At 66.8% G+C, this 6,458-nt stretch carries 6 protein-coding genes; 4 read left to right on the top strand and 2 right to left on the bottom strand.

Annotated features, from left to right (window positions below; translation table 11 throughout):
• The first annotated feature begins 61 nt into the window (after window positions 1–61).
• From ACFC1K_RS07810 to ACFC1K_RS07820, 3 genes are all read left to right on the top strand, one after another.
• Window positions 62–475 carry an arsenate reductase ArsC gene (locus tag ACFC1K_RS07810; RefSeq protein ID WP_375871129.1) on the top strand — a complete coding sequence of 138 codons (414 nt, stop codon included), beginning with the start codon at window positions 62–64 and terminating at the stop codon, window positions 473–475.
• 735 nt (window positions 476–1,210) lie between these two features.
• Complete coding sequence (locus tag ACFC1K_RS07815; RefSeq protein WP_375871130.1) at window positions 1,211–2,407, top strand: sensor histidine kinase; 1,197 nt, start codon at window positions 1,211–1,213, stop codon at window positions 2,405–2,407.
• Between the two features lie 37 nt (window positions 2,408–2,444).
• On the top strand, window positions 2,445–3,101 hold the full coding sequence (locus ACFC1K_RS07820; protein ID WP_375871131.1) for a response regulator: 657 nt from the start codon (window positions 2,445–2,447) through the stop codon (window positions 3,099–3,101).
• Between the two features lie 469 nt (window positions 3,102–3,570).
• Here ACFC1K_RS07820 and ACFC1K_RS07825 read toward each other — a convergent pair whose 3' ends face one another.
• Entirely contained in the window at window positions 3,571–4,344 is a 774-nt protein-coding gene (locus ACFC1K_RS07825; RefSeq protein WP_375871132.1) for a hypothetical protein, read from the bottom strand.
• A 131-nt stretch (window positions 4,345–4,475) separates the two neighbouring features.
• A complete protein-coding gene (locus ACFC1K_RS07830) occupies window positions 4,476–5,117 on the bottom strand; it encodes a hypothetical protein (RefSeq protein WP_375871133.1) in 642 nt (213 codons plus the stop codon).
• Window positions 5,118–5,361: 244 nt separating this feature from the next.
• Between ACFC1K_RS07830 and ACFC1K_RS07835 the strand changes: the two genes are divergently transcribed.
• Window positions 5,362–6,225 (top strand): SMP-30/gluconolactonase/LRE family protein, encoded by an 864-nt coding sequence (locus ACFC1K_RS07835; RefSeq protein ID WP_375871134.1) that lies wholly within the window; start codon window positions 5,362–5,364, stop codon window positions 6,223–6,225.
• Window positions 6,226–6,458: the final 233 nt, after the last annotated feature.

Below are 6,458 nucleotides of genomic sequence, written 5' to 3' on the forward strand. Positions count from 1 at the left end.
GCTCGAGATATAGATAGACGACGGTCTATGCTTCTCTTCAGAGAGAGAAAGCGAGCCCGTCATGAGTGACAAGCCCACCGTCCTGTTCGTCTGCGTGCACAACGCCGGCCGTTCGCAGATGGCTGCCGGCTACCTCCGTGCGCTCGCGGGCGACGATGTCGAGGTGCTCTCTGCGGGGTCGGCGCCCAAAGACGTCATCAATCCGGTCGCAGTCGAGGCGATGGCAGAGGAAGGCATCGACATCGCGGGTCACACGCCGAAGGTGCTGACAGTCGACGCCGTCAAGGAATCGGATGTCGTCATCACGATGGGCTGCGGCGACGCGTGTCCGATCTTCCCCGGCAAGCGCTACGAGGACTGGGAGCTCGACGATCCCGCCGGGCAGGGGATCGAGGCTGTGCGACCGATTCGTGACGAGATCCGCAGGCGCATCGAGGCGCTGATCGACGACCTGTTCCCTGCGCGGGTGACGTAAGCCAGAACTGTCGCGCTCGTCGTCGACTGGCGGGAGCTCTCATCCCGTCGGCTCGGTCATCGGATCCGGCAGGTAGGCAGAGATGTCGATCGAGAACGTTGCCGGAAACTCGATCCCGGCAGGGTCGATGGACGGGGTGCTCATCCGGTGCTCCAATCGTGTTCCAGTTCGCCCGCAGCCCAGCGAGCAGCTGCGCGCGAGACGAGTGGGACCGCGATGGAAGCCCTGATCGAGGCCCCACTCGAGCTGCCGCGCAACCTGGGTCAGGAGTCCCGAACTCTCTGCCCAGGACGAGCGCCGCGTCAGCCGCCCCAACACTCTCACCACGCAGGACAGCTCGATCAACGCGGTGTCGGCATGCCGTGGTGGCTGGCGGAGCCCACGACGGGGGATTCGGCGCGCGACTCTTCAACGCTGACGTCCGCGCAAGGCGCAGGAACGCGCGGACTTCACCGCGGGCGGCTCATCGCATCAACCGACCGACGATGCGGACGTGGCCGCCCTATGAGCCCGAAAGGAGTCCGAGAACTTCATCCAAAAGGACGAACGGCGACGCGGCGAGACCGGTCGGCTCGGCTCTCCGCGTCCAACGCGGCCGGCAACCGGCCAACTAGGGTCGTGGGCGTGACCGCTTCTGCACTTGCCGCTCCCCGGCCTCCTGACGCGAGCTCTGCGGCGCACGTGGTCGAACCTCGTGGGGCGGTGGACCGGATTCTGAGTACGCGGCGGTCCGCTGTGATCCTCGCGCTCACGGTCTTCGTGACGACGACGGTCCAAGTTCTTGCGCAGCCCCTTGCAGCGCTCATCCAGGGCGGGGTGGAGTGGACGCTCGTCTTTCCGCCGCTGGTGCTGTTGTCGCTGCTCGTGCTCGGGTGCGCTGTGCAGGCGGCCTCGTTCCTGTTGAGCGACCGGTCGCCGGAGGCCACGGTCCTCATCGTCACCGTCGTCTACATCGGGCTCGCGGTGGGGTTGTCGTTGCCGAGATGGCTGATCGGCATGTATCTCGTGATCGCGCTGGCGCTGTTCCTGCTGGCGACGCGAAGGCCCCTTGGCGTCTCGATCGCCTGGCTGGTGGGTGTGGTGGTCGTCACCGTCGGCGCGCTGTCTATCTGGATCTCGACGACAGGGCTGCCACCGAGCACCTCCGTCGGTTTCGTGACGGCAGAGGCGATCCAGATCGCGGCGCCCGCGTTCGCCGGCACCGCACTCGGTGCGTGGTGGGGTGTGCAGACTCGTCGCGTCGCCCTCGCACGCACCGAGGCGGAGACCGCGAAGCGGGAGCACGACAGGCGTGTCGAGGAGGCGGAGCAGCGGGAGCGGGCCCGGATCGCGCAAGAGCTGCACGACGTCGCCGGGCAGCACCTTGCCGGCCTGATCACGCTGGCCGACGCCGCTTTGGCGATCGCGCCCGACCGCCCGGGCGAGGCGTTGCACCTCGTCGAGGAGGTCCGCAATGAGGGCCGCTTTGCCGCCGCGAGCCTCGCTGGAGCGCTCACCGACCTCCGTGCCGCCGGAACAGAGCCGCGGGAGATGACGCGAGACTTGCGGCAGGCGGACGAGCTTCTCGAGTACTGGCAGAAACGTGGAATGAACATCCGGCTCGCCGCGACGGGACCCGTCGATGGACTCCCCACGGTCGTCTCCGCAACCGCGTACCGGTGCACGCAGGAAGCGATCACCAACGCGGCCAAGCACGCGCCGGGGGCCAAGGTCGACGTCGAGATCACGGCAGGGCCTGACCGCCTCCGGGTCGTGATCGCCAACGGATCCGCGCCGTCGGGAACGCTGCCCGTCTCGGGTCTCGGCCTGGGCTGGGGACTCAGCGGAATCCGCGAGCGCATCGATCTTCTGCGGGGCTCACTCGTGTTCGGAGCGACACCAGAGGGCGGCTGGATGGTGCGGTTCGGCATCCCCGTCGCCGCCACCGACTGAGAGTACGACCATGACTGCCAGCGTCTCCCCGATCCGCGTGCTGATCGCCGACGACAACCGTTCCGTCCGCAAGGGTCTGCGCCTGCAGTTGGAGGCCGCGCGCGGCATCCACGTCCTCGGCGAGGTCTCCAACGGACTGGACGCCGTCACCATCGCCCGCCGGGAGCGCGCTGACGTGGTTCTCATGGACCTTCAGATGCCCGGGATGAGTGGGGTCGAGGCCACGCGAGAACTCACGCGGTCGACGACCGAGCCCCCGGTCGCGGTCATCGTCATGACCAGTTACGCGATCGACGCGTACGTCACGGATGCTTTGGACGCCGGCGCGATCGGTTACCTCCTCAAAAGCCACGACTCCGAACAGCTGCTGGCAGCGATTCACGCGGCGATGCGCGGGGAAGCGCTCATCTCGCACCGTGTGGCCACTCCGGTGGTGCGCGAGTTCGCACGGCGGGGCGCCGCCGATCCCGAGATGGTCGCCCGGCTGTCGGCCGCCGAACGGCGCGTGGTCGCCGTGCTCTCCGGCGGCACCACCAGCAACGAACTGATCGCCGAGCGACTCCGCGTTTCCGTGCACACCGTCCGCTCGCAAATGCAGTCTGCTTTGAAGAAGCTCGACCTCAACGACCGCACCCAGCTCGCGCTGTGGGGAGCCCGCAACCGCCTGGACCGCGACGCCGACTCACTCATTTGAGTGAATCTCATCGGGTAGAAGTCTGTCCCACCTTGTGGTGTCGCTCGGCGCCGACGTGCTGACGCGGCGTATGCGATCCGAAGGCCGGCCATCCCGAGGTGAATGCCTCGTCGCGGCAGGTCGAGTCGCGACCGTTACGGTGTGCCTATGCGGTGTGGCCCAGCCTTGGCAATCGGTTCATCAGCTGCTTGCTCCTCATCCAGGACCCACCGCTGATGCTTGGGGTGATCCGGGTACTTTGCGCGTAGGTAGTCGCGTACGACTTTCCCAGGCCTCGCCTCATCCTTGTACCCGAGTTCGCGCGCGAGCTGAGCAGGTTCGTAGGTCGCCATGACCGAAAGCGTGGGCGAGGGTCCGTCTCCACAGAACGCTGCACGACCCGCAACCGCACGCGCTCGGGCACGTTCACGACAGGCCTCAACCGCGCACCGCCCTCGCGCCGACCGGCATGCGGGCGATTAGGGAACGCCTATCCGTGGCTCGTTGAGGCGACGAAAGCGTCGTACTCCTCGTAGTCCGATGCAACGGCGGCGAACACGGGACTTCGCGATGCGAAGTCGAAGACCTGCTTCCGATACGAGCGACGCAACGGCAGGCGAAGCCCTTCCAAGCCTGGCAGCTCGAGAAGGGGGGACAGATCCGGGTCGAGGATGCGAGTCCCAGGCAGGTCGAGATGCTTCAGCTCGACAAGCGACACCACCCAACGTAGGTCGGGGAGGACGACGCTCCGATCGGAACCTGGGTAGGCATTGCCGACACACAACTCACGAAGATGGACCATTCGCGCTAGCGCCGAGGTGCTCGGCTCCTTAGCTTGTGACACCGTCAGCTGCGAGAGGGTCGGCATCGACGCCAGCGGCTCCAGCGATGCGACGCCCGTTGCGCCGAGGAGCGCGAGGTCTTCCAGCCTCGGCAACGTCGACAGCGCGGATAGATCGCGGTACGGTCCCCACTTCACGACGAGTTTGCGGAGTCCGCGCTGCCCTGCCACAGCGTCCAACAGGTCTTGTGGCACCCGCGAGACGAGATCCAACTTGACGATGCTGGTTTCGGTTGTTGCGAGAAACTCCACCCATTCGGCGTAGATGCCGCGACGTCGAGCTGCGCTGGGCTCGTGAGTATCGAGTTGCGTCGCCTGCACCCGTACTTCGGACTGGCCGGCGTACTGGTCAACGCGCCACAACGTCGCAGCCGGGTTCGCTGCGGGAAGCTCGGCACGCTCGCGTCGCCGGAATGGGTTCACACGCAGAGTGTACGGAGCTTAGCCTCACGGGTAGCTGCCAAGCGCGCGAGAGAGCGACCTCGGCGCGCAAGCGAGTCATGTGCTCAGATCTCGCCGTCAGCGCGCGGCTGCCGACCCAGATTCGGGCGACGCTATTCAGACGCAGAAGAAGAACCGAAGACGGCGACGGTCCCCGCGCCGGAACGACTGCTCAGTACGACAGCGAGGATGCCCAGCCCGAGCGTGGCAGCCAGGAAGCCGAGGGTGCCGAGCGCGCTGAACAGGCCGACCATCTGGAGCAGCGCCGACGGCGCAGCGACTCCCAACAGCTGTGGCAGCACCCACAGTGCGACCTGTCCTGCCAACACCCACAGCGGCGCCCAATTCCATGGGCGCGGAACCACCTGCGCTCGGCCCACTTGGACCGCGGCGATCAGCCCTGCCACCACCGGCAGGACGATCGAGAGGTAGACCCAGAACAGCCAGGCGTCTGAGCCGGCGGTCGTCGAATCTGTAGGTGTGGTGAGCAGGTTGACGACGGTCGCTACCGCGGGCCACAGCGCGACGATCGTTGCCGCCGCGAGGCCGAGCGGTCTACGCGCGACGACGCTTCCTTCGCGGTTAAGCCCGAATGCCAGAACGAGGATCGCGGCGGCCCACAACGCGTCGGCGAGCAAAGAGAGAACGGTTCCCGCGATCGGGACTCCGAGAACAGACCCGCGCAGGATGCCGACGATCCCACATGCGATGAGTCCGATGCCGCCGATCCGCCAGGTGAGTCTGCGCCCATGCATGAGCCAAAACTACCCGCGTCACCGCAAGCCCACCGTCCGGTCGAGGACCCGCGATCGAACGCGCTTCTTCCCGCACGCGAGCACCGCAATGCGCGCAGTGCCCAACAGCGGACCCCCTTGAGGGCCCCAGCGACCGGCCGGACGACCTCATCGACGACGCCGCGCACCCCGACGCGGTTTCAGCGCCGAGGATACGCAGGCCCGTCGGCGCGTTCCGTAGCAACATGACAGAGTTGACTCTGGAATGACCGAGACCACGCCTCTGATTCAGCCGGGTGCACAGCTGGAGCGCCTGTACACCGGTATGGCGTGGGCCGAGGGACCGGTCTGGCTCCCGGATGCTGGAGCCGCGCGCTGGAGCGATATCCCGAACGACAGGATCCTGCAGTTCGACGCCGCGACCGGGCGCGTAGACGTGTATCGAGCCGGAGTCGAGTTCACGAACGGTCGGACCCTCGATCTCGAGGGTCGGGTCGTGCAGTGCTCACACGGACTGCGCCGGATCGAGCGCGACGTCGACGGGGTCGTGACGCCGATCGTCGATCGGTGGGACGGTGTGCGCTTCAATTCGCCGAACGACGTGGTGGTCGCTTCGGACGGCGCGATCTGGTTCACCGATCCGCCCTACGGCATCCTTTCCGATCACGAAGGACACGCCGCGGCGCCCGAGTACGAAGGATGCTTCGTGTTCCGCTTCGACGAGCGGATGGGAGAGCTGCGGCCGGTGATCACCGATATGGTGCATCCGAACGGACTCGCGTTCTCACCGGATGAGACGGTCCTCTACGTGTCGGACACGGCAGGGGCCACGCAGCCAGGCGTCCCCCGCCACATCCGCCGCTACCGCGTGCGCGACGGCGCATGCGATCAGGGAGAGACCTTCGCGCTGATCGGGGACGGAGTGTGCGACGGCCTGCGCGTCGACGCCCGCGGGCGCGTCTGGGCATCCAGCGCCACCGGCGTCGTCGTCTTCGATGCGGAGGGTGCCCGTGTCGGCGCGATCCCCGTTCCCGAGATCGTGTCCAACGTCTGCTTCGGAGGCGAGGACGGTACGACGCTCTACATCACCGCATCCACCAGCCTCTACCGCATCCACATCAACCTGTAACGCCGAGGACCGGGAGGTCCAGTATGCGGATCGTCGTGGCGGGGGCGACCTGGCACGTCGGCGGATATCTGATCCCTGGGCTGGTCACAGACGGCGGTCGTCGGCCATGTCCAAGGACGAAGTCGCACGGTCGGGGACCCTTGGGTTCTTGCGGTGGTCGCAACACTTGCTGAGTGGAGAGTGTTGTGACGGAGTTGGCGTTGCGGTTTCGGCTGGATGCGGTCCAGCAGGCG

This window comes from Microbacterium sp. NPDC056057, assembly GCF_042266945.1.
GTDB classification, from domain to species: domain Bacteria; phylum Actinomycetota; class Actinomycetes; order Actinomycetales; family Microbacteriaceae; genus Microbacterium; species Microbacterium trichothecenolyticum_C.